At 59.9% G+C, this 23,081-nt stretch carries 21 protein-coding genes; 6 read left to right on the top strand and 15 right to left on the bottom strand.

The window, feature by feature from the left end:
* Positions 1 to 27: 27 nt before the first annotated feature.
* The gene (locus tag R4P70_RS05310) at positions 28 to 1,176 is read right to left on the bottom strand and encodes a helix-turn-helix domain-containing protein (RefSeq protein WP_317830499.1); all 1,149 of its coding nucleotides are present in this window, start codon (positions 1,174 to 1,176) and stop codon (positions 28 to 30) included.
* Between the two features lie 219 nt (positions 1,177 to 1,395).
* Between R4P70_RS05310 and R4P70_RS05305 the strand changes: the two genes are divergently transcribed.
* Positions 1,396 to 2,553, top strand: a complete 1,158-nt coding sequence (locus R4P70_RS05305; protein WP_084324860.1) for an acyl-CoA dehydrogenase family protein — start codon at positions 1,396 to 1,398, stop codon at positions 2,551 to 2,553.
* Between the two features lie 64 nt (positions 2,554 to 2,617).
* Here the strand turns inward: R4P70_RS05305 and R4P70_RS05300 are convergent, their stop codons facing one another.
* On the bottom strand, positions 2,618 to 4,063 hold the full coding sequence (locus R4P70_RS05300) for an aldehyde dehydrogenase (RefSeq protein ID WP_317830498.1): 1,446 nt from the start codon (positions 4,061 to 4,063) through the stop codon (positions 2,618 to 2,620).
* 184 nt (positions 4,064 to 4,247) lie between these two features.
* Between R4P70_RS05300 and R4P70_RS05295 the strand changes: the two genes are divergently transcribed.
* Positions 4,248 to 5,201 (top strand): TauD/TfdA dioxygenase family protein, encoded by a 954-nt coding sequence (locus R4P70_RS05295; RefSeq protein ID WP_019745186.1) that lies wholly within the window; start codon positions 4,248 to 4,250, stop codon positions 5,199 to 5,201.
* Positions 5,202 to 5,211: 10 nt separating this feature from the next.
* On the opposite strand, the gene R4P70_RS05290 is transcribed toward R4P70_RS05295, so the two are convergent.
* The gene (locus tag R4P70_RS05290) at positions 5,212 to 5,766 is read right to left on the bottom strand and encodes a TetR/AcrR family transcriptional regulator (protein ID WP_133727048.1); all 555 of its coding nucleotides are present in this window, start codon (positions 5,764 to 5,766) and stop codon (positions 5,212 to 5,214) included.
* 185 nt (positions 5,767 to 5,951) lie between these two features.
* On the opposite strand from R4P70_RS05290, the gene R4P70_RS05285 reads away from it, so the two are divergent.
* Positions 5,952 to 7,175, top strand: a complete 1,224-nt coding sequence (locus R4P70_RS05285) for a cytochrome P450 (RefSeq protein ID WP_317830497.1) — start codon at positions 5,952 to 5,954, stop codon at positions 7,173 to 7,175.
* 6 nt (positions 7,176 to 7,181) lie between these two features.
* Here R4P70_RS05285 and R4P70_RS05280 read toward each other — a convergent pair whose 3' ends face one another.
* Both R4P70_RS05280 and R4P70_RS05275 read right to left on the bottom strand, forming a co-directional pair.
* Positions 7,182 to 8,567 carry a lipase family protein gene (locus R4P70_RS05280; protein WP_411742457.1) on the bottom strand — a complete coding sequence of 462 codons (1,386 nt, stop codon included), beginning with the start codon at positions 8,565 to 8,567 and terminating at the stop codon, positions 7,182 to 7,184.
* On the bottom strand, positions 8,567 to 9,850 hold the full coding sequence (locus R4P70_RS05275; RefSeq protein ID WP_317830495.1) for a hypothetical protein: 1,284 nt from the start codon (positions 9,848 to 9,850) through the stop codon (positions 8,567 to 8,569). Before R4P70_RS05275 ends, R4P70_RS05280 begins: the two co-directional genes overlap by 1 nt.
* A 433-nt stretch (positions 9,851 to 10,283) precedes the next feature.
* Between R4P70_RS05275 and R4P70_RS05270 the strand changes: the two genes are divergently transcribed.
* Positions 10,284 to 10,916 carry a hypothetical protein gene (locus tag R4P70_RS05270; RefSeq protein WP_317830494.1) on the top strand — a complete coding sequence of 211 codons (633 nt, stop codon included), beginning with the start codon at positions 10,284 to 10,286 and terminating at the stop codon, positions 10,914 to 10,916.
* 98 nt (positions 10,917 to 11,014) lie between these two features.
* Here R4P70_RS05270 and R4P70_RS05265 read toward each other — a convergent pair whose 3' ends face one another.
* The 8 genes from R4P70_RS05265 to R4P70_RS05230 all read right to left on the bottom strand — a co-directional run bounded on the left by R4P70_RS05265 (position 11,015) and on the right by R4P70_RS05230 (position 18,719).
* Positions 11,015 to 11,632 carry an alternate-type signal peptide domain-containing protein gene (locus R4P70_RS05265; RefSeq protein WP_158024815.1) on the bottom strand — a complete coding sequence of 206 codons (618 nt, stop codon included), beginning with the start codon at positions 11,630 to 11,632 and terminating at the stop codon, positions 11,015 to 11,017.
* Between the two features lie 41 nt (positions 11,633 to 11,673).
* Entirely contained in the window at positions 11,674 to 13,296 is a 1,623-nt protein-coding gene (locus tag R4P70_RS05260; RefSeq protein WP_317830493.1) for a hypothetical protein, read from the bottom strand.
* 7 nt (positions 13,297 to 13,303) lie between these two features.
* A complete protein-coding gene (locus tag R4P70_RS05255) occupies positions 13,304 to 13,927 on the bottom strand; it encodes a SipW-dependent-type signal peptide-containing protein (RefSeq protein WP_317830492.1) in 624 nt (207 codons plus the stop codon).
* A complete protein-coding gene (locus tag R4P70_RS05250; RefSeq protein WP_317830491.1) occupies positions 13,920 to 14,555 on the bottom strand; it encodes a signal peptidase I in 636 nt (211 codons plus the stop codon). Before R4P70_RS05250 ends, R4P70_RS05255 begins: the two co-directional genes overlap by 8 nt.
* A complete protein-coding gene (locus R4P70_RS05245) occupies positions 14,552 to 15,106 on the bottom strand; it encodes a hypothetical protein (RefSeq protein ID WP_317830490.1) in 555 nt (184 codons plus the stop codon). The genes R4P70_RS05250 and R4P70_RS05245 overlap by 4 nt, the downstream gene beginning before the upstream one ends.
* A 3-nt stretch (positions 15,107 to 15,109) precedes the next feature.
* Complete coding sequence (locus R4P70_RS05240; protein WP_200316635.1) at positions 15,110 to 15,652, bottom strand: alternate-type signal peptide domain-containing protein; 543 nt, start codon at positions 15,650 to 15,652, stop codon at positions 15,110 to 15,112.
* 515 nt (positions 15,653 to 16,167) lie between these two features.
* Positions 16,168 to 17,763, bottom strand: coding sequence for an amidohydrolase (locus R4P70_RS05235; protein ID WP_317830489.1), 1,596 nt, complete (start codon positions 17,761 to 17,763; stop codon positions 16,168 to 16,170).
* Positions 17,760 to 18,719, bottom strand: a complete 960-nt coding sequence (locus R4P70_RS05230) for a DMT family transporter (protein ID WP_070386419.1) — start codon at positions 18,717 to 18,719, stop codon at positions 17,760 to 17,762. Before R4P70_RS05230 ends, R4P70_RS05235 begins: the two co-directional genes overlap by 4 nt.
* A gap of 51 nt (positions 18,720 to 18,770) precedes the next feature.
* Here R4P70_RS05230 and R4P70_RS05225 point away from each other — a divergent pair, with 51 nt between their 5' ends.
* Together R4P70_RS05225 and R4P70_RS05220 are read left to right on the top strand one after the other, a co-directional pair.
* The gene (locus tag R4P70_RS05225) at positions 18,771 to 19,328 is read left to right on the top strand and encodes a TetR-like C-terminal domain-containing protein (protein ID WP_317830488.1); all 558 of its coding nucleotides are present in this window, start codon (positions 18,771 to 18,773) and stop codon (positions 19,326 to 19,328) included.
* 208 nt (positions 19,329 to 19,536) lie between these two features.
* Positions 19,537 to 21,177, top strand: coding sequence for an ABC-F family ATP-binding cassette domain-containing protein (locus R4P70_RS05220; protein ID WP_317830487.1), 1,641 nt, complete (start codon positions 19,537 to 19,539; stop codon positions 21,175 to 21,177).
* 68 nt (positions 21,178 to 21,245) lie between these two features.
* Here the strand turns inward: R4P70_RS05220 and R4P70_RS05215 are convergent, their stop codons facing one another.
* A complete protein-coding gene (locus tag R4P70_RS05215) occupies positions 21,246 to 21,734 on the bottom strand; it encodes a nuclear transport factor 2 family protein (protein ID WP_317830486.1) in 489 nt (162 codons plus the stop codon).
* Positions 21,735 to 21,761: 27 nt separating this feature from the next.
* Positions 21,762 to 23,075 carry an MFS transporter gene (locus tag R4P70_RS05210; protein ID WP_007731424.1) on the bottom strand — a complete coding sequence of 438 codons (1,314 nt, stop codon included), beginning with the start codon at positions 23,073 to 23,075 and terminating at the stop codon, positions 21,762 to 21,764.
* Positions 23,076 to 23,081 lie beyond the last annotated feature (6 nt).

The following is a 23,081-nucleotide window of genomic DNA, read 5'->3' as shown; positions in this document are numbered from 1 at the left end:
GCCAACAGCACCCGGCTACTGTCTCGACTAGCCGCCCAGCAGAACTGCGGAGCCGATCTCGAACAGGCACTCAGGCAGGTCGTCACGACGACGTAGCCGGCCGATACGCACCGCGTTTTCCACAACGGTCAATGCGGCATTGACGGTTATTCTGGCCGTCGCGGGTTCGAGCCCCGGACGAACGTCGTCGAGCATCTTGACCCACAACGCGACGTACTCACGCTGATTCTGTTCGCACGTGCGGCGGAACTTGTCCGGCAATTGGTCGAGTTCACTGATCAACAGTCCGATCAGATGACGCTCGTTGATCGCGAAATCAATATGTGCCGCAAGCAATCCGGACAACGCATCCTCCGGTCCCGATGCGGCAGCGAGCGCCTGCGCGACACCGATCCGCCGCCGCTCACCACCTCGCGAAACCGCCGCGATCAGAAGGTCGATCTTGGCATCGAAGTGGTTGTACACATTGGGGCCCGTAGTTCCGGCAGCCTCACCGATGTCCTCGGTGTTGACCGCCTGGTACCCACGCTCGTCGAACAGACGAATTGCTTCGGTCAACAAGAGTTCACGCCTGGGCATCGCCAACGGAACGTGACCGGTCGGCGTCTCCACCTTCACCTCGGAGTGGCCGAGTTCCGTATGCACCGCCCGCTCCGCCAACTCCGCCAGCAGCAGTTCCATCTGACGTCTCGGCAGGGACACCCGATGCGAGGACACACTGTTGAAGACAGCGATGAGAGCCCAGGCGAGTAGATAGCTGTCTTCCTCGTCGAGTTCGGGGCGTTCCGTTCGGATCAGCGCAGCATCGCGTGCGGCGGCACTCTTGAGCGTCGCGCGCATTTCTTCCCGTTGCTCGTCGGGCAGGTAGCGGGCTTCGCGTTGCCACAGCAGCGAGAGCCCTCGACGACGAGATACCGAAGCCGCAAGCTCGGCGATCATCGATTTCAGATCCTCGGACCCGGCGACCCGGTCGTAGAGCGATTCGATGCCCGCGTTGACCGCGGCGTAGAGAAGATCCGGCTTGTTCTTGAAGTGCCGATACAGGGCAGGCGCCGTGATTCCAACTCCCGCAGCCACCTGCGCAACGGACACGTTGTGATAGCCGTGCTCACGGAAAAGTTCACCAGCAGCAGCAAGTATCTGCTGCTTGCGGTCGTGGGGCCGACGTACGACCATCCTGACTCTCTCCTTCGCGACAACCGGAATTTCCGAACAAACCGGAATTCCGAACAACCAGTGTTGCATCGTCAAACACACGTCTATGAGTTATTATTCACTTATTGCCGGAAAACAACAGCTCATTCCGCAATTTTCTCTCAACATCTGGTTAGAGAACCTTACCTCACCTCAGAACCGGACACCTGACTTCAGGGTACCGAGCCCAAGGAGAATCACGTGCAACGAACCGTCTACAACAGCGATCACGATACGTTCCGTCACATGATTCGGACGTTCATCGCCCGTGAGGTCGTCCCACACTTCGCAGAATGGGAGGAAGCCGGCATGGTTCCCCGGTCACTGTATCGGCAGTTGGGTGACCTCGGAATATTCGGAATCGAGCTACCCGAGGAATACGGCGGCGGCGGGGAGACGAGCTTCAAGTATCAGGCAGTGATCCGTGAGGAGACCGCACGGGCAGGGGTCACTTTCGGCGCCGACGTCGTCCACACGTGCCTCGTCCTTCCCTATCTGGTCGAGTACGGCAACGACGAACAGAAAGCGCGGTGGCTTCCCGGTTTCCTCTCCGGTGAACTGATGACCGCCATCGCGATGACGGAACCGGGCGCCGGTTCCGACCTTGCCGGGATCAAGACAACTGCGAAACTGTCCGGTGACGGCAGCCACTACGTGCTCAACGGATCCAAGACGTTCATCACCGGCGGAGTGCAGGCCGACTTGATTCTCGTGGTCGCCCGCACCAGTCCTGCAGGCGATGCGGACCGCCGCGCTGGTCTGTCGATTCTCTGCGTCGACACCACGTCGGAAGGCTTCAGCGTCGGTCGCAAGCTCGAGAAGTTGGGGCTGCGAGCGCAGGACACCGCAGAACTGTCGTTCACCGATGTCCACGTGCCGATCGAGAACCTCCTCGGCGAGGAAGGTGCCGGGTTCGGCTACCTCACCCGAAATCTCGTCCGGGAACGACTCGGCGCCGCCGTGGGGTCTTACGCGAATGCGAGCGCAGCAATCGAGTTCGCGACCGCATACGTCAAGGAGCGCGAGGTCTTCGGCACCCCCGTGGCTCAGTTCCAGAACACGAAATTCGTCTTGGCAGAATGCTCGGCAGAAGTCGCGGCCGCGCAAGCTGCGGTCGACCGCGCACTCGATCTGGACGAGATCCGCGAGCTGACCGTCGCGGACGCCGCGAGGATCAAGCTCTTCTGTACTGAAATGGCCGGCCGAGTCATCGACAAGTGCCTGCAACTACACGGCGGATACGGCTACATGCGTGAGTACCCGATCTCTCGTCTGTATGCGGACACACGGGTCAACCGAATCTATGCGGGTTCGAGTGAAGTGATGAAGACGATCATCGCCAAGGACATTGGCATTTGACTCAAGCTGATTCGGCCCCACCTCGACAATCGAAGTGGGGCTGAATCTTTGTGATTTCGCCTGATCAAGCAGGGAGGAAGATGCTCTTGGCTTCGAGGTACGCCGCCAGACCTTCCGGGCCGAATTCGCGCCCCACTCCCGAATTCTTGTAACCGCCGAAGGGACCAACGACGTCGAATCGTTGGCAGTTGACCGAGAAGGTGCCGGTGCGAATCTGCCGTGCCACCTCGACGCCGTGCTCAGTGTCCGCGGTCCAGACCGCTCCGGAGAGTCCTAGATCGGAATCGTTGGCAATCGCGATTGCGTGGGCTTCGTCTTCGAAAGGAATCAGGCAGACGACCGGCCCGAAGATTTCCTCGCGAGCAATCCGCATGGAGTTGTCGACGTTGCCGAAGACCGTGGGTTCGACGTACCAGCCCGTCGAAAGCCCCTCCGGAACAGACCCTCCCGTCAAGATCTTCGCACCCTCTGCCTCGCCGATTCCGACATAGTCGAGCACTCGTCGCTGCTGCGCCGCACTTGTCATCGGGCCGATCACAGTCGCCGGATCGGTAGGATCGCCGACCTTCATCGCCGCGACTGCGGCAGCGAACTTCCCCGCGATCTCGTCATACCTGCTGACGGGCAACAAAATACGCGTCAGCGCGACGCAGGCTTGACCGCTGTTGGCGAACGATCCGGCCAAGATATTGGGCAGCGCCTGATCGACATCTGCGTCTTCGAGGACTATCGCAGCCGACTTGCCACCGAGTTCGAGGGTCACCCGCGTGAGATTCGCCGCCGCAGCGGCCATGATCGCCTTACCTGCTGGCACCGAACCGGTGAAGGCCACCTTGTCGATTCCGGGGTGGGCAACCAGATAAGCGCTCACGTCTCGTTCGGCAGGCAAGACGGTCAGCACTCCCTTTGGAAGCCCTGCCTGTGAACAGATCTCGGCCAGCAAGTTCGAATCGAGCGGCGTCTCCGGAGCCGGTTTCAAGATCACCGCGCATCCACTCAAGAGTGCCGGAGCAAGTTTCGCAGCGATCACCAACTGTGGCACGTTCCACGGAACGATTGCGGCCACGACACCCACCGGTTCGTGACGGATCAACATCGGGCCGCCGACGCCCGCACGCGACTCTTCGAACGGGAACTGCGCCGCAACGGCACACGCCGCGCCGTAGGCCGCAACGGCTCCCAACACCTGCGTGCGCATCGCCGAACTGGCCGGAGCACCGTTCTGCCGCGAGATCAGCGCTGCGAATTCCTCACTCCTGGCGAAGATCGCGTCCTTGATGCGAGTGACGACCGCGATGCGATCAGCAAGAGGTGTCTGTGCCCACTCCCCGGAATCGAATGCCGCCCTCGCGATCTCCACTGCGCGGTCGACGTCCGCCGTCGACGCCGCTGGGACCGAACCGATCACGCGCTCCGTGTGCGGCGACATCACCTCGATGACTCCACTACCGGACGGCGTCACCCATGCACCGCCGATGAATAGTTCCGTGTACTCGACACGTGTTTCCATACTCGTCCACTCCTAGGATTAGTGTCCAACGGATCAGTGTTTCGAACCATCAAATCTGCCGCAGACCATCTGATTCAGATCATAAAGTTAATTCTCAATAATGCAACCATACTTTTCACTCACCCTTGACACATTTAAGGATATTGCCTTACCGTGGCGAAAGACCCCACCCGAACGAGTAAGGATGACGGACATGACGGCATTCGTGAGCGGACAGATCTATCCGGTAGCAACCGATCCACTCGCCGCCTACGGGCCGCTCGTGGCCTCTCGCACCGCGGAGGGATTCGAAGTGTTGCCGTACACACGTTTCACACTCACTCCGACGACGCCTACCATCGGTGCAGAAATCTCGGGAATCCAACTGAGTGGCCAACTCTCGGATGAGACGATGTCGGAACTTCGCCGAGCGCTACTCGAATGGAAAGTACTCTTCTTCCGCGATCAAACTATCGATCGCAGCGAACACCGAGATTTCGCGAGTCGATGGGGCTCACTGGAACAGCATCCGTTTTTCAAGTACACCCAACCCGGTCAAAGCGAAGCCGACATAGTCACACTTGCAAAAGATGCGATGACCGGCGGGGTCGAGAACAACTGGCACAACGACGTCAGTTGGCACGAATTCCCCTCGTTCGCAGCGGTATTGCGCGCAGTCGAGGTACCCCCGGTCGGAGGCGATACCTTGTGGGCCGATACCGGAGCGGCATACGAGCTACTCCCAGAGGGCATCAAAGAACGCATCGACCAGCTTGTTGCCGAGCATGATTGGATCAATTCGTTCGGCAAGCACATGGATCCGTCGACGGTGGCGAAGTTGCGTCCACAGTTCCCGGCGGTTCGACATCCGGTGGTGAGAGTGATTCCCGAGACCGGCCGAAAGGTTCTCTTCGTCAATCTCAGCTTCACCCAGAGGATCGTCGGGGTGTCCGAAGCCGAGTCCGACGAGCTACTCACCCTGCTCTACCGACACGTACATCGTCCCGAGTTCCAAGTACGACTCAAGTGGCGGACGAATACGATTGCATTCTGGGACAACCGAACTTGTCAGCACTACGCGGCCAGCGACTACTTCCCCGCCCGCAGAGTGATGGATCGAATCTCGATAGTCGGCGACAGACCCGTGGGCACTCGCTGACGCGGCAGCCTCAGGAGCTGACGAACGACTCGACCATCCGTCGTTCGGCGGCCCTGTCTGCTAGAGGCCACGCCAACAGCATCAACACGATCCGAACCACCCACTGCGACTGTTGACCTTCGGGATCCAATCCAGCAAGTTCGAGTGCAGTACGCGGCAGCAACGAAGAAGACACGAGATACTCGTCTATACCGTTGGCCCGCGCCGCCGCAAGGCCATGGCTCATGGCGGCGTCGGCTCTGATCGCGTCGACGGCGACGAGGATCGACTCCACGATCCGCTCGTCGCCGCGCAGTGATTCGACGGCAGCCGCAACCTGGCTCGCCACGGACGCCGCACCTCGCGACAACAGCCCCTCACGGATCGCGGACTTGCCACCCACGTAGCGGTAGAGCGTCGCCCGCGAACAGCCTGCGCGGGAAGCGACGTCGTCGGCATTGAACCGATCGAATCCCTGTTCTCGAATCAGCTCTGCTGCAGCCGCGAAGATGCGCTCGGTTGCGAGTTCACGGCGGTTACCGCCGGCCAACCAGTCGGCGGCGCGGCGCTCGTTTGCACCGGTCACTCTCCGTCACCTCGTCTCACTCTGAGACAGATTCAATCAGAAATCTCAAGGCTACGGAAGGCCGCGAGCCTCTGACCTGGGAGAAGTACGAGGGGGTTGAAGTGCGTGAGATTTTCTCAAAATGCCAGTTCAGAGGCATTTTCCACCTGTTGACTTCTCCTCGACGGCCGTGAAATCTTCCATTCGTGACACCACCGACGCTGGACATCAACCCCTTCCTCCCGTCGAATATCGACGACCCTTACCCGCTCTACGACGTACTCCGGCGCGAGCACCCCGTGTATCGAATACCCGATACCGACTTCTATCTGGTGTCGACGTGGGAACTGGTCACCGAAGCCGTTTCCCGTACCGAGGACTTCTCCTCCAACCTCACCGGCGTACTGGTTCGAACACCGGACGGATCGGCCGTGACGTTCGACATGAACGGCGGCGGGCAAGCCGCTCATGTCCTCGCGACCGCCGACGAACCCGACCATCAGCACCATCGCAAACTTGTCCTGCCGACACTGGTCGCCAAACGCATACGAGCACTCGAGCCGACGATGCTCGGGTACACGCAGCAGTTGTGGGACAACGGCTTCGACGGTCGCCACATCGACTGGGTCACGTCGATAGCGGACACCCTCCCACTGCAGATGGTTGCCGCACTGATCGGCTTGCCGACAGCCGACGTCCCCCAATTGCTGGCGTGGTCTTACGACAGCACCGAACTTCTCAGCGGCATCGTGACGGCGGAACGGTTTACGGACGTCGTCACCTCGGCGGCCGAACTCACCGGGTACCTCTACAGCAAGTTTCGTGAGGCGCGGACAAACCCGGTCGACGATCTACTCGGAGACCTCGTCCGTTGCTGTGACGCAGGCGAACTCAGCGAAGACGTGGCCGTTCTGATGCTGGTGCAACTCGTCGGTGCAGGTGGCGAATCGACCGCCGGACTGATCGCCAACTCTGCTCGGCTACTCGCCGAGCGCCCCGAGATACAGACGCAGCTGCGCGAGGACCCTCTACTCGTGAGCGCATTCCTGGAGGAGACGCTCAGACTCGAGTCGCCTTTTCGCGGACACCACCGACATGTCAATGCGGACACAAACCTCGGCGGAGTTGCGCTACCCGCCGGCAGTCATCTCATACTGCTGTGGGGCTCGGCGAACCGCGACCCGGAGTCGTTCGCCGAGCCACACGCGATGAACCTCGACCGGGCCAATCTCCGAGCGCATTTCGCCTTCGGCAAGGGAGCACATTTCTGTGTCGGGGCCGCGCTGGCCAGGCTGGAAGCAAAAACCGCCATCGCCGTACTTCTCGAAAACAGTTCGCATGTCACAGTCGATTCCGAATTCCCGCCACGTTGGGTCCCCAGCATGTTCGTACGCCGCCATCAGAGTTTGCGTCTCGCTGTCACCGGATAGTTTCACTCAGTTGTCGAAATTGTGGGCAATCCAATCGATTGTCTGCATTCCGAACAGGTCTGTCCCCCAACCGTATGGATCCGCGACTGCGCGATCCATACTGCAGTCGGTGGGCTGATAGCTCACGTCCGTCCCTCTGCTTCTGTACGTGTCCGCCAGTTCTCGCGCATCGGCTGCCGGTACAAGTGACATCGGGGAGTCGTCCTTTGCGCACGAAGTTATCAATACCTTCGACGCCGGAGCGCCGTGGCCCAATACGTTGTCGTCGTACGCACGCTGGAAGCTGGGTTCTGTGATCGGATCGATTCCCGGCGCGAAAAGGCTTGCCAACGGTACGAACGGAAGCGTGAAGTACGCCGGCATCTGGCACTCACCCCGGTACACGTCGGCAATCACTCGGCCCACGGGATTGAGCTTGTCGTTCAACTTCATCTCGGGATACCACGGTTCGAGACCGAGGAGCGTCGCAAATCCGAAGCCCGCGCCGACCGAGGAATCTGTTGTCTCCATGAATGTTCGGGGCTTGATCACCATGCCCTCGAGGACTGTCGAGACGATATCGAGTTCCGGCGCGTAGGACTGCGCAGATTCTGCGGCGAATGCCGAACCGACTCCACCACCAGCGATTCCGAACAACGCAATCTCCGCCTCCGGATTCAGCTCGGAATCCTGCAGCTGAAATGCTGCGCGCACTGCATCCAACTGGGCGTGCCCGGCGAACTTACCCGCGAAGACACCGTGGGGATCACGGTCTCCGTTGTTCCCGACGTCGGAAATCACTACGGCATAGCTTTTTCCGAACATCAGCGCCAGTGGACCCAAGGCCGACCAGGAGGCGCCGTCCAGCGGATCGCCGCCGGTCCAGTGTGAACTCGGATGACAGTTGCCGCCGACGCTGTCGTTGGCCTCCTGATAGCTGATGATCTTCTTCTCCGACGTCGGCGTTCCGTCGATCGGGATCATCATGATTCCAGTGCTCACTACCGGCGTCGAACCGTCGATTCCGGTTGTGACATACATGATCTTGTAGGCGTCGAGCTGTCCCGGTTTGTATCCGGTGAACAGTACATCCACCTTCTTCGACTTCAGGAGATCACCGGGACGCTCGGCGCCGGTCAACACCGGCTCGTCGTAAAACGGATCATCGGCGGTGAGTGCAGTGAAGATCTCCTCTTCGGATGCGAACTCCCCTGAACTGAGAGCACCGACGGTGAACCCGTTGAATACCTCTCCCAGAGTTGGGGTGTCGGTCCGAAACTCCTCGGATACAGGAGTTTGCACGTCTTTCGGGACATCACTGTCCGGCACCTCAGCTCCAGCCGTTGCTGGCAGGACCAGCGCAACGGTCAGCGCCACCAGCGGCGCCAACCTTCGGAATGTGGCCGACGACATCACTGAACCGTCACTTTCAAACTGGAGAGGGCCGATTCGAGAGTTTGTGGGAGGGTCATCATCGGGCGGTGGCTCTCCAATTGAATTTCGTAGGGAACACTCAATGTGGCTACGAGCCGTGGCCAATCTTCTTCGACCATCGCTCGGTACTTCGGCAATAGCTGTGAGGTGATGTAGTCCCACCGGTCCTCGTACACCGACCAGTTCCAATCCGGCAGTGGCATCGTCACGTTCGCGGTGCGTCCGTCGGCAAGTGTCGTCGTGAACTCGAGGGGCCGGAACGAGCGAGGCGGGACCACGCCGGCGACCGAGGGCGAGCCGGCAACGGTCGATGCGTAGGTGATCGCTTCTCCCACATCACCTTTGTAGGCGCGCACGGTATCCCACTGGTCGCGGATGATCACCCCTTGCTCACGCTGGAGCAGCGCCGCGTTCCCCAGTGCAATTCGATCCGGATCGCCGGACGCGACATCACGCCAGGCGTCCATGACATCCTTGCCGAATAGTCCGGCACTCTGCATTTCCTCCAGTGCGGGAAGCCCTTCATCCACGTATGCCTGATGCATCGGCATCAGATCCGAGAAGATGTTCTTCTGCATCACCAGGATCATCCCCAGCGCATAATCCAAGTCGTCCGCCGTGACGTTCCTGCCCACCGCCGCGAGTGCGCGCAGCCCTGCCGGCAATTGGTTCAGCGCTTGCACGCCAACCTGATCCGTGACCTGAGAAACTATCGAATTGGCAACCTGCTGCAGATTCGGAAACGAGTACACGTCCGCCATCAGTTCGAAGTCGATCAATCCCCCGCCGAAGTCTGCGCCTACCTGTCCGCCCATGCCCGCCCACTGCAATTCCGGGTGACCGAGTTGCAGATCCTCGTAGAAGCGGTACGACTTCACCAGGTTCGTGCGATTAGCCGACACTCCGGCGCGCGGATTCCACGATGAGAGATCGATTCCGGCGGCTTCCGTGGCAGCGACCAATCGATACTGAAACAGCAAGGCCGCATAGGATTCCGGACTGCGACCACTGGCGCGGGCTTCTTCCACAAGGGCTTGCAAGGTGCCGAGATCAGTCGGCAAAGCGGGATGGACACCGCCCGGACCGTGTTCGGCATTCCGATTCACCAAAGGCAAATTCACGTACTCGTCCAGTTCGGACGCCGAGGCTGATGTCTGGACCGACAGCAACGCGGACATCGCCAGCGCACATGCCGCCGTGGCTGCCAATACGTCTCGCGCCCAACGACGTCGCCGAACTACAGCCCCCAGGTTCACGCGCATATCGGTCCTCGTACTCAGGTCGGCAATCGCCCCGATCGATTGCCGACACCAAACTTACTTTGCAGTAAGATAGCTGAATCTGCAAGAAATACCAAATGCCGAATCGACATCTCCACAGCGACTGAAGCCATTGCAGATGAGAATCCTTTACCCCGCATAGCCGGCATCGAAACCCACTCGACAAGCGATCAACCAGCTATCCGCGCTCCCAATCTGCGGCTCACATCCGCTCCGATCACAGTTCATTTTCAGCTGCCTCCCAGTAGATTCGTCAGACTTCCGAAAATTGTTGCACAACATACAGTTAGCTCTCACAACTCGCCACGCTCGGACGTTTGTCCGACTAGAATTCGGAGTTATGAAAACTATCAGTTACTCATCTCGAAAGCCTGGTGCGCTATGGAGCACAGTCATTGGGATACTCACGGCCCTCGTGCTTGCACTGGTGGGCGGAGCGCTGATGCCGTCGCTCGCTCACGCAGCGGACGGTGAGAGTGGAATCATCGAGTACTCCGCAGACCACTCGACCTGGGGAGATACTTCCAAAATCGTCTGGAGCACAGACATACTCATCCCGGGTGGGACCAACACAACCACATTTTACGTCCGAAACGCATCGGACCGCGCAGGTGAGGCACACTTCTACGTCGGAGATTACGAAATCAGCGACGGCATGGAAGCCTTCCTTCGTGTCGACGTAAACGGCGTCGCCGGCAATCCGCTCACCGTCACCGGCAATGCCGCCACACCAGGGACCCAGTTGAACTCGGTCCACCTCGCACCGGGCCAAAGTGCCAAGGTTGCCTTCGTCATCGGAATGCCCTTCGAGGCAGGGAATTCGTCGCAGAACGGCAGTATTACGCCGAACTGGAGTGTGGACCTCACGCTTGATTCCACCGATACACCCGTCACGCCCGGCGGAACCGGATCACTCGATTTCGGTTCCCTGAATTTGGGGTCGGCGAGCTTCGGTTCACTCGACACCGGATCAGTAAAGACCGGATCTGCCAGCTCCGGATCGCTTGATGTCGGATCGCTCGGCAAGTCGGTCACATTCATCGGATAACCGCCCCCTACAACAATTCACAAAGTGAGGCCGGGTAGCAAATCTGCTACCCGGCCTCACTTCTGAACAGCTATTACTCTGGCGTCGACCGCGCCTTATCATGCAGGTATCTGCACCAGATTCACGTCGAATCGCGCCAAGTTCAACGACTGATCCATTGACAACGCTGTCGCCGAATCCTTGTCGAAGGTGAAACGTATTGCCACATCGACGATCTTGCCGTCCTTCGACGTACTGACCACAGTTCCGTCCGCACCGACCGGCACTGGTACACCATCGAGCTTGACTTCCGTGACCGGCTTCAGCTGGGCAACCAGAGCATCTCCGCCGGAGACACCCAGATCACTGGTCGACAGCTTTGCCTTCATTTCAGTTCCCTTGATCTCCAACGCGAAACTGGCGTGATAGGTCAGAACGTCGCCCGGCACGACAACCATTGTCGAAAGATCGATCGGACCGTTCTGATCCGTCCATGTTGGTGCAGTGACGGTTTTCAGCGCCAACGAACCGGATTCGACCGGAGTAGTCACGACAGGGGTAGTCGTAGCCGGAACGGAAGTGGTCGTGGTGGGCTTGCCGCCGCCTGAGGAACCCAGCGAGCCGGTATCAGCACAGCCCGTCAGGAATGCCGCTCCGCCGAGTACGACCAGCGATACCCCGATCATTCTGGTACGTCTCGCGTTCCATCGACTTGCGGGAACGATACGATCATTCATCCGAACTCTCCCGTCCCCGAATTCCCTCTGTTCTTTATTCATCACTTCTGCCCGTCGATCCAGGCAGCGATCTCTGCGGGAGCTTCGCCGGAGGGGTTCTTCTCCGCGACACCCGTTGCGGCATTGACTCGATAAACGTTGGGGCCGTCCACGATCCACAGGTCGTCTGCGTCGGACTGCCACATCACGGTCGCCGTGGCGCTCACCGGTGTGCTCGACACCGCCGTACCCGAACTGTCGGTGACCACCACCGCGACGCTGGCACCGTCCTGCATCAACGCTGCGCTGTACCCGGTCAGCGATGTCTCCGCCGCACCCAATGCCACCGGCACTTCCTTCGTGGTCGTGCTGGTTGTCGTGGTTTCATCCGTTGTCGTTGTCGGAGTTGTCGACTGAGTCGTAGTGCTGGTCGAGGCCTCCGTTGTTGTGGTGGGACCGGTCGTGGTTGTCACGTCAGCCGTAGTGGGAGCCGTCGTCGACGTGCCTGTCGTTGTCGGTGCACTCGACGTGGTGGTCTCGGCAGCCGTCGTGGTTGTGGGTGCGGCGCCCCGCGCCGCATCTCCCTGCAAGGCAGCCGCATTGACGGCACCGGTGCACTCCACATTCCAAATGGTTGGCTGTTTGAGGCCATAGCCTCTCCACTGCAACGACTGGACACCGTTGTTGATCGTGTAGACCTCAGCTGTGTAATACCACCCAGTGTGGTCGCCAACCTGCGAGTCCCCGATCTGCGCCGTCAGCGTTCCACCCACCGGTGTCGAACCTGCGCTCACATTGATCGTCGTTTGGACTGAACCATTGTCACGACGGACAACAACTCGATAGCTGAGTGGGGCAGCGACATGCGCCCAACTGATCCTTGCAGCGTAGTGAGGCCAGGAGAGATTCACATTCGAACAACTGACTGCACCTACCCGCGGTGCCGGGAAGTATCCGGCCCCCAGCGAACTAGTCGCCTTCGCCGTGTCCGTGAATGCAGCGCTGGTGCCCGCTGTCTGTGTCGCGCCGAACGCGGTAAGGGCCACGGCTCCGACGACCATTAGCGATTTTAAAGGCACAGCTGCCAGTATTCTAGTTTGCGATTCGTCCGATTCCGGGTCATCTCGAAGTGCAGTCGATACTGGCCTGGTTCGCCCGCCGTCATTGTCGTCATCGCTCTTGGTTGACGACTTGAACGCGATTGCCAAGAGGCCACCGACAAACGCACCGCCCAGGAAGATGGCAAGCGGACCGGAAAGCCAGGCCACGGCGTAGCCAAATCCTCCGATGCTGAAGAAGATTCGATCAACCTCGGTGACGGTGTACGGCGTGATATCGGGTTCGCGGTTGGCATCGCCTTTCAAGGTTAAGACTGCGGAGTTTCCAGCCACCGAGTCGATCTCGTGCACCCGGTGCGAGACCCTCACGCCCTGATCGTTGACGACACTCACTATGTCGCCGACTGATACGTCAACTGCGGGAACGGTTCTTGACAATGCCAGCGACCCGGTTGTGATCTCCGGAGACATCGAACCTGATCGAAAAACGAGCGGTTTGATTCCGAACAGCATCGATCCGGCAGCGAACAGCACACAGATCAAACCAGCGAGTGCACCGACCGTAAGCGCGATTTCACGACTGGTCCGTCCACGAGAAACACCCGACGCAACTCCATGACTACTCATAGCTGCCTCAGACCGTCGCTGCATTGAAGTTGAATGTCGCGCTCACCGTCTGATTCTGAACGTCAACTGTGGCTGCAGGATCCAAAGTGACCAAGAAGCATAAATTCTCGACACCGGTCGACGCAGCCAGCGGGCGAGGCGCCGCAATTACGTTAACGGTGCCGCCGGACGTAAACGGCTTCGAGGTCTCGATCAAAGTGCCGGAGCATGTGCCGACGTTGTTGGCATTGGTCGCTGCTCCCTCGCTGTAAACCGCAACCTTCATCAGAGGCGCAAGCGTGGACGCGCTGGCAGTTGCAGACATCGTGTAACTGAACGCGGAGGTGCCCTTGTTCTGAACGGGGAGCATAGCGCTGATGCTGTTGCCGGGAACCATGCCTGATTTCGTCAGCGTGGTGAATCCGTATGACGGACTTCCCTGATCGTCGTTAATTTGCAGATCCATCGTTCCGGTACTGAAGACACCCGAAGTGGCACTGGCATTGTCACTCCAAGCAGCCATCGTGCCTACGGCACCGAGACCCAGGACAATTCCCACCGACATGATCGCGCGTGCGCGGCCGCTGGTTGCGCCCCTGATCAGACGTGTACCGAGCGAGGCGGGCGCCTGCTGCTCCTCGTGCTTAGACATGGCTGTGCCTTTCTTGCTGCTCAACTCGAGGCGCCGGCGCACTCGGTTCGGAAGGTTGGGGGTCTGTAGACGCAGAACGTCGCCGGGTACGGTCACGGACCGATCCGACGAACATGAACACGGCATAGATCGACAGTGCGCCGACGACAACCGTCAGCATCACCGAGCGCATCTGCCCCGTGATGGCGTTGTATACGTACCCGATGTACGGCACGCTGTACCACACCTTGCCGCGAATCTGCTCCGGTACAACGGGATTCTGATCCGCTATCGGATTTGCATCGCCTTGTGTGACGAAGGTGAGATCACCGGCGGAGTTGAGTCGCACCATCGTGATTCGGTGCGTAACCACATCGGGCTTCCCCGACTCGATTTGGTAGGTGATCGCATCACCTGCCCGCAATTGGGCAGCGTCCTGCGGTTTCACCACGATAAGGGTGCCGGGTGGATAGGTGGGCTGCATCGAACCTGTCAACACAGTGAAGGGCGTCGACCCCGTCAAACGTGGAACAACGACCGTCGACAACAGAATCGCCAGAATACCCAGCAGCAGAGCCCACGAGACGATATTGCGGATCCACCACCAAGCACCGGTTCTCTGATCAGTACCCTTCACTGCGTGCGTCATACCGACTCCGCTTCGAATGAGAATTGCACACTCGTCGAGACACCAGACGCAACGTCAGCACCGACAGTGCCACGCAGGCACAAGATATCGGTACCGCCGGCAGCGACCGTGCGCCATCCTGGAGCTGTCGGTACCTGAGCACCGACCATGGGTCCGTCGTAGATCGCGGTGCCGGAAGCTGCACCTTGGGCAGGGCAGCCGGCTTCGGAAGTCACCGGCGTCACCGCGAGTGAGAGCGGAACATCAGCGGAAGACTGCGTGACGTCCTGGATCCGATAAATGAGCGGAACGCTACCGGAGTTGTGAACTGTCAACGGAGCCTGTGCATATGCGTTGGGGAACATACCGGTGGCGCCCAGAGCAGTGAAGTCGTAACTGCTCTGGCCGCTACCGGCACTGCCCACCGTCAGGTCGAGGATCCCGGACTGGATCGTGCCACCGGACAGTGTTTCAGCGGCCGTCCACCGCGCGCTGGTCTGCTGCACCGATACAAAGATCAGTCCGATGACCAGCGCGGCGGCAGTTGCCCACCAACGGTAGTGCTTACGCAAGCCTTAGACCTGTTCAAGCTTGACGTTGAAGTTCGCCAGGCTTGCCGACTGGTCCTGGCTGGCGTTGTTGGCTGTGTTGTCAGGCAACACTGTGCCCTTGGGGAAGTCGAAGGTCACAACAACGTCAACTGTCGTGCCGTCGTTGGCTTCAGTCAGCTGAGTGAGCGGCTGCCCAGCGAGGGTGGTTGAGGTCGTGGTTGTCAGGGCAGTAGCCAACGAGCCGGTAATCGTGGTCGTGTCGGCAACAACTTGAGCCTTGAGATTCTTACCGTCGATACCGACCTTTACCTTGCCTGTGTAGGTGATCTTGTCACCGGGAGAAACGCGATAGGTCGCGATGTCGACATTGGTTTCCGTTGTTGCCCCATTGGTGACGGTCCAACTCGGCAGAGCAGAGGGGTCAGCGCTGAGAGTCAGATGACCTGCGGTGATCGTTCCGCCGGTCATCGGCGCGTTTGCGTTCCACGCCGCCATGGTTCCCGCGCCACCGGCGAGGAGAAGTGCTGCTGCACCGGCCGCGACTGCGCCCTTGGTTGCCTTGTTCATGGAGAACACTCTTTTCGTCTGGTCCCCGTGGCGGGGAGCTTGCAGGGTGAGAAAGCTGGTCGGATCCAGTCATGTGCGCCCTGGTACGGGCAGAGGGTTTCGTTCATCCGTGGTCAGTGAGGGGTCGTAGCGGTAAGTGCAGAGCGAGAGCGTGTTGCGGAAAGATTGCGAGCCGTTCTTGCGAACGGGCCATTCCTCTCTCGTGCTGTCGACGTCCGCTTGCGTCGTTTAGATTTTTACCACACGTATCAGTAATTTTTGGCGAAAAGCTGGTCGAATGTCCAGAAGATTGTTGAAACCTGAACTTGACTACAGAATCGCCTCTCACCTGGACTATTGGAAAAACCTAGCGCTTTGTTGCAACCCGTTTGCTGAAGTAACCTTCGTCCAGATGGTCTTTGAGGTCCGAAAATGAACTGAAACAGGTTCTACAAACTTTTGGTTTGTTTTGGAAATCGCTCGACTGCCGCTACTTCGAAAGCAGCGACAATCGAGCAACAACTAAGGCGGAGGCCCTACACCTCGAAGACGGTCTCACCGCCGACAACCGTGCGCAGGACCGACAGTTCGTTCAATTCCTGAGAAGCGCTCCGCAACGGATCTCCGTCGAGCACAACAAAATCCGCCAAAAGTCCCACCGCTATCCGACCTTTGTCCGATGACTCACCGGTGAGACGGGCGGCAGCGCTTGTGTAACCGGCCAACGCATCGGACGCGGAAACCCGTTGCTCTGCACCCAGAACATGACCTTCTCGCGTCACACGGTGTACGGCTGTGTTCATCGTGAAGAGCGGGTTCACGGGAGTGACAGGGCAGTCGCAATGCAGCGCGTAGGCAAGCCCCGCCGCCACGACCGACGCCACGGGGCTGATCCGCTCGCCACGAACCGGTCCGAGGAACCGATCACGGTGCCGGTCGCCCCAGTAGTAGACGTGGTTCACGAAGATCGACGCCACCGCCCCGAGTTCGACCATCCGCACGATCTGATCTTCCCGCAACGTCTGAACGTGCTCGAGTCGATGCGAAACTTCGACGTCCGGGTGTGCCGTCCGTGCCGCTGCAATTGCGTCCAGTGCAAAATCGATGGCTTGATCACCGTTGGTATGAATCGCAACCTGCCGGCCGGCAGCGTGATGTTCCTCGACCAGCGCCCCGAGTGCACCTGCCGGGATTGCCATTCCGCCGCAGTGGCATCCACCCAGATCGTGGTACGGCTCGGTCAGGGCAGCGGTGTGCAACTGAATCGACCCGTCCGAAATGAGTTTGACGCCGCCCACACGAACTCGGTCTGTCGAATCGGCGAGTTCACCCAATTGATCGTGCACCCCGTGGCCGAGGTAGAGGCGCGCACGCAGACGCAGTTCACCATCAGCGTCCAGTTGTCGGTACGCCTCGTACATCTCGGCTGTGACGTACATGTCGTGAAAACTTGTCACGCCCACCGAAGCCATGACTTCCTGCGCCCGCAGCATCGCGATCTTGGACGCATCCGGGTTCATATCCGGAACAAGTCCGTGTACCAGAGACATTGCCGGAACCTCGCACAGTTCACCGGTGGGTACACCGGCGCTGTCCCGAACGATGACACCACCCTCCGGATCGACCGTGGTGGCATCGATCCCGGCCTTCTCCAGTGCGACCGAGTTGACATAGATCCCGTGAGCAGACAAGTGCCGCACCAGAATCGGATGCTCGGTGGATGCCTTGTCCAGATCAGCTGCGGTCAGACCTCGATCCTCCGCCACGAGGCTGTCGTCGAAGCCCCACGCTTCTATGGGCTCGCCAACTGGTGTGATCGCGGCCCGCGCGGCCAACGCCGTGATCAACTGCTCGATGGTCGGGCACGCACTCGTCGTTGCGTCGACCCCACTGAGCATCAAACCCCACATCATCGGATGAAGGTGCGTCTCGATGAACCCCGGAACAATCACCGCTCCGGCGAGATCGACAACGGAGGTTTCGGAATCGGTCAGCGCCGAGATCTCGGCGTCAGTTCCGAGAGCGACAAATCTGCCGTCCTTGACGGCCACAGCGGTCGCGTTATCGCTGACAGCACCGTCCATGGTCCTGATCTCGCCGTTGATGTAGATGTGGTCAGCCACCGTTGTCATACGCTTGTCTCCATTCGTTTTCCGACTACAGTCGTCGAGGACTTCTTCGCAGGTATCCGCGTCGCCACAACCACTCCGGCCAAAATCATTCCGGCACCCGCAAGTTGGACGAGTGTTGGGGTCTGCGCAAGCATCACCGCGCCGAACAGCAGTGCCGACGCCGATTGCAACACCAGGCTGGCGGCGACTGCACTGGCAGGCAGACGCTGACTGGCGCTTGCCACCAGGAGCCACCCGATCACCTGAGATACCAACGCGAGCAGCACAAGCCAGCCTTGAGCTACGAGCGAAGGGGTCAGATCCAAAGTTCCACTCACGAGGCCGTATACACCTGCAGTGAGGGCAGTGGCTCCCGTCGAGACGAACATCGGCAGAGCCGTTCTACCCGCCGCCCGAGTAGCCAGACCCATCAGGAAGATGTAGACCGCGTAGGCGCCTGCGGCGATCACGGCAAACGACACTCCGACAGCAGGATTCGACCCCGTGAGCGTTGTGCTCGTCCCGGCTACCAGAGCAACTCCGACGAAGAGCAACGGAAGGCTGGCGACCAGTTCCCGGCCGATCCGTTGGCGCAGAACAACGTAGCCGAGGATTGCGACGAACAGCACTTGCAAATTCAGGATCACAGTCGAAAGACCTGCCCCGATCGAATGAATCGACTCGTGCCAGAGCACCAGATCGATTCCGAGGAACGCGCCGGCAAGCAAAGACTTCACGATCCAGGGCGCCGAGATCGAAGGCCGGGATGACCGACGACGCTGAACGAGCACGAGTATGCCGAGAGGGATGAGCGCATAGAGACACCGAAAGAAGGCACCCGTCGACGGAGACACTCCTGAGAGTTCATAGAGCACCGAGGTCAACCCGAGGATGCATGCACCGGTGACGACTACGCGCAGGTCACGTCGGCGTAGTTGATCGCCGGACGGCACGCGTGGCGATACTTCATCACTCATGGTGATAATGTATCACCGACGCAAAGTCGGTCATACAGGGAAGATGCGTGCATGAGAACTCCGGTTACCCGTGAACGCGTGATCGCTGCCGCAGCCGACCTGGTCGACAGCAAAGGCGCCGACGCTCTGGTACTGAGTCAACTCGCCGAGACCCTCGACGTCCGGCAGTCAGCCCTGTACAAACACGTCGACGGGGTCGACGACGTCCACCATCAACTCAGCCTCCTCGCACGCAACCTTCTCGCCGAACAACTGCGTGTCGCCGCGGTTGGTCTCTCGCGCGACGACGCCGTCATGGCGCTCGCAGACGCATGGCGTGCCTTCGTCCGGGTGCACCCCGGGCTCTACGCCATCACCGACCGCTACCCCACTGCTCCGCATCCCGATCTGGTCTCCGCCGTCGGCGAGGTGGTAGACGTCATCAACAAGGTGATCGCGGGATACGGTCTGAGCCCGGATGATTCGGAGCAGGCGGCGTGGTCTCTTCGTAGCGCGCTGCACGGTTTCTGCATCCTCGAATCGGTAGAGGGTCAACCGGCCGGCACCGACCCGGATCGGGTGTACCGAAGACTGGTCGAACTTCTCTGCGCCGGTATTGCTCGTATGTAAATACCGGCTCCTGTTATCGTCGGATGAAACGACACAGACCAAAAAGGATCAGACATGGTTGGTGAACTCGACATCTCCGGATAAAACCGGGCATGACGGCCACCGGCAGACGCCTCGGAGCGCTGCCGTAGTGGCCATGTTGTCGTTCACTTACCCGACTTTTTGCGGAGCAGCGTTGCCGCGCCCGCACGACACCTGAGGTCTATTCATGTCCGATACCTACATCGTTTGCTCGAATCTGTCTTTTGCCTGGCCGGACGACACTCCGGTCTTCGACGTATTGTCCTTCACCGTGCCCGGTGGCCGAACCGGGCTGGTTGCCCAGAACGGCGTCGGGAAAAGCACTCTGCTCAGATTGATCGCCGGTCAACTCCGCCCACGCGCCGGCAGTGTGTCCGTCGACGGCATTCTCGGATACCTTCCGCAAGACCTTCCACTGACGGGCGATCTGACCGTTGCCGAGGTCTTGGGCATCGCCCCGACGCTCGCTGCGCTGGACGCTGTCGAATCCGGAGACACACGAGAAGAACACTTCACCACAATCGGGTCCGACTGGGACGTCGAAGAGCGGACCCGAGCCCAACTCGGTCGACTCGGGTTGGCCGACATGACGTTCGATCGTCGTCTCGACACTCTGAGCGGCGGGCAGGTCGTCTCGCTCGGACTGGTAGCTCAACTCCTGCGACGCCCCGATGTCCTTCTCCTCGACGAACCCACCAACAATCTCGACCTTGACGCGCGCCGCAGACTTTACGACGTTCTCGACGACTGGAGTGGCTGTCTGTTGGTAGTCAGCCACGATCGGGGACTACTCGACCGTATGGACCGCATCGCCGAACTTCACAGCGGCGAGATCAGCTTCTACGGTGGCAATTTCACCGACTACGAAGCTGCGGCACGCTCGGCTCGCGAAGTGGCGGAGAAGAACATCCGCAACGCCGAGCAGGACGTCAAACGCGAGAAACGCGAACTGCAGCAGGCCCGAGAACGCGCTTCACGACGCGCAAGTAACGCTGCCCGCAATCTCGGGAACGCGGGCTTGCCCAAGATCTTTGCGGGGACCATGAAGCGCAATGCTCAGGAGTCGGCCGGCAAGGCGAACGAGACACACCTCGCCCGGGTCGACGCGGCAAAGGACCGACTCGACAGAGCGGGCCGCGCTCTTCGAGACGACCAGACGATTTCGCTCGAACTGCCAGGCACTCACGTACCCGCTGGACGCATGGTGTTCCTTGGTGAGCGAATGCAATTCGCGTTCGGCGATCGTGAGATCTTCGCCGACCCCGGCATTGACCTGGCCATTCGAGGACCGGAGCGTATCGCGTTGACCGGGCCGAACGGCGTCGGAAAGTCGACGCTACTTCGCATCGTCAACGGGGATGTTGCGCCGACTTCCGGTGAGGTCAAGCGAGCCGACGGCCGGGTGGCATATCTGTCGCAGAGGCTCGACCTACTCGACCCCGCACGCACCGTCGCCGAGAACTTTGCATTGTCGGCTCCAGGCCTTCCGGCCCCGGAACGCATGAACATCCTGGCGCGCTTCCTCTTTCGGGGTGCGGGTGCTCACCTACCCGTCGCTGCACTCTCGGGCGGTGAACGGCTGCGGGCTACGTTGGCATGCGTTCTCTTCGCCGATCCGGCCCCGCAATTGCTTCTTCTCGACGAGCCGACCAACAACCTCGACTTGGTGAGCGTTGCTCAACTCGAAAGTGCCCTGAATGCATATCAGGGGGCGTTCGTGGTGGTCAGCCACGACGAGAGATTCCTGGCCGAGGTCAAGGTCGAACGCTGGCTCAGGCTCTCGGACGGCCGTTTGACCGAGGTCGCCGCACCGGACGCAGTGGGCTGACACGACCAGTGAACAGGCGAAAGGCCTTCACACACATCGTGTGTGAAGGCCTTCGTCTGCACTACTGGTCAAGGCGTCCTGGTGTACACAGGATCGTCGAAGGATCGGCGTTGGGTCACCCAGTCAGTGGGCAGAACGTTTTCGATCACGTCTTCACGGGATTCGTCGAACACCACGATCCGATCGGCGATTCGCCACTCACCACGGCGCCTTTCGAACCTGTCGACGTAACGGCACTTGATCGTGGCAAGCGTCTGCACCGAATCCGTACCGGAACGCTCCTGCCGCAGAAAACACAAACAGTACGACTCACACTGAGCGACATCGCCGTTGACGTCGATCAGTACGTTGGAGATGCAGTGAATCGACGAGTCGATCGTCTTGTGCCTGAACTTCATGTCTTCGATGAGCCCGTCGACAGTTCCGATGTAACCACCGTGGTTGTCTATCGCGTCGTCGAAGTAGCAGAAGGCTACGCTCTCGAAATCTTTCCGATCGACGGCCCGAGCGTAGCGATACAGAACTTCGGTGATTTCTTGCTTGTCAGCGAGGGACACAGCCCGTCTCCTGTTCTCCCGAGGTGATCAATCAACCTGCAGTTCAACGCCCTTGGTCTCCTTGATGAAGAAGACCGTGACGAGGGTGATCACGGCACAGAACACGAAGTATCCGGCCGGGGCGAGAGAGTTACCGGTCAAGCTGATGAGATAGGTGGCGATGAAGGGCGCGGTGCCACCGAGGAACATGTTGGTGACGTTGTTACCCAAGGCCAGACCGCTGTACCGCACAGATGCTTTCAGCATTTCGACATAGGTCACGTACGAAGCACCGTTGACAACGGAAACGCAGATGAAGAGCACCGACTGACCGACAACCGCCTGCCAGATACCAGAACCGGCCATCATCATGAACATCGGGATTCCGAGAACCACTGCGGCGGCACTACCGGCGAACAGCACCGGCCGACGCCCGTACTTGTCTGCCATGTATCCCGAGATCGGCAACGTGATGACGCCGAGAACCAGCGCAAGAGAAGTGGAAAGGAAGGCAACGCGCGACGAGTGACCGCCGGTGGTCTGCAGGTACGTTGCGGCATACACCGAGGCGATGTAGTAGCCACCGGTGATGAGTGCGCCCAGCAGGATGATCTTGACGACGCTGCCACCGGAGGTGCTGAGCAGCTCACGGATGGGAAGCTTCTTGGTCTCACCCTTGTCCTGCAGTTCCTCGAACTGAGGAGTGTCTTCCATCTGGCTACGGATCCAGATACCGATGCCACCGATCAGCAGGCTGAGCAGGAACGGGATACGCCACGCCCACTCGAGGATCTGCTCTTGCGAGAATACCGACGTCAGGCCGAGGGCCATGAGCGAAGCAGCCAGCGAACCCAGGTAGGTGCCGGTATTGACCATCGAGGTCTGCGTCGCACGCCACCGCTTGGGAGCGGACTCGGAGACAAACGCGTTGGCACCGCCGAGTTCACCGCCGGCCGCGAAGCCCTGCAGGCAACGAGCCAGAACGAGGATGGACGTGGCCCACACACCCAACGTGGCGTACGTCGGCAGCAGGCCCATGCCTGCTGTCGCCAGAACCATCAGAAGGATGGTCCAGGAGAGAGCATTCTTTCGGCCGTACTTGTCGCCGATGTGGCCGAAGAAGATTCCGCCGGGCACGCGTAGGAAGAAGGCCACGGCAAATGCTGCAAAGGTACCGAGCAGTGCTGCGTTCGGGTCGTGGGAAACGAAGAACAGCGCGGCGATTGTCGTGGCCATGTATCCGTAGATACCGAAGTCGTAGTACTCGACGACGGTACCGACGATGGCCGCGCGAATTACCTTCGTCGTCGACTGTCGTTCGGTTGCCACGCTGCTGCCCTCGGTGGATTCGGCTCTCGCCATGGTCTC

Source organism: Rhodococcus sp. IEGM 1241, assembly GCF_033142365.1.
GTDB classification, from domain to species: Bacteria; Actinomycetota; Actinomycetes; order Mycobacteriales; family Mycobacteriaceae; genus Rhodococcus_F; species Rhodococcus_F erythropolis.
Note: the sequence above shows the minus strand (reverse complement) of the source record. Positions and strands in the feature narration are given on the sequence as shown.